Source organism: Vibrio sp. 1580, assembly GCF_033340055.1.
In genome coordinates this window covers 1-654 of the sequence record NZ_JAWOVT010000356.1, presented here as the reverse complement: position 1 = coordinate 654, position 654 = coordinate 1, and the positions used below count along the sequence as shown (strand labels likewise).

Genomic DNA, 654 nt, shown 5'->3' with positions numbered 1-654 from the left:
CTACCGAACACCTCTGGCGCTAAAAATGCCAAAGATGCGGTTTTTGCTGCGCAGCTTGCTCGCGAAGCGTTGGGCACAAATTGGGTCAAACTGGAGATCCATCCCGACCCAAAATACTTAATGCCTGATCCGATAGAAACCTTAGCCGCTGCCGAACAGCTCGTGCGAGAAGGCTTTATTGTGTTGCCATATTGCCATGCCGATCCGGTGTTATGTAAACGACTGGAAGAAGTTGGCTGTGCTGCGGTGATGCCATTGGGTGCGCCGATTGGTTCGAACAAAGGTATCGCTTCGCACGATTTTCTAGAAATCATTATTGACCAAGCGAACGTACCTGTTGTCGTGGATGCGGGAATTGGTGCGCCTTCACATGCGGCAAGAGCGATGGAAATGGGCGCGGATGCCGTGTTGGTCAATACGGCGATCGCTGCTGCAAGTAATCCCGTTGCGATGGCGAAAGCGTTCAAGATGGCAGTCGAGTCAGGTCGTATGGCTTATGAAGCTGGGCTTGCAGGGAAAGTTTCTCATGCAGTTGCTTCAAGTCCGCTAACGGCTTTTCTCGATGAACTGTAGAAGTGAGGGGTCAAGATGAGCTTTTATGATCGCTTTCAGCAGCTCGATTGGGATGACATATCCATGTCGATTTATGCTAAA

1 protein-coding gene is annotated in these 654 nt (G+C 50.5%); it reads left to right on the top strand.

What is annotated here, in order from left to right; translation table 11 throughout:
• Positions 1-573, top strand: a 573-nt coding sequence (locus tag R7093_RS25980; RefSeq protein ID WP_318147115.1) for a thiazole synthase, incomplete at its 5' end; no start/stop codon positions are given.
• Positions 574-654 lie beyond the last annotated feature (81 nt).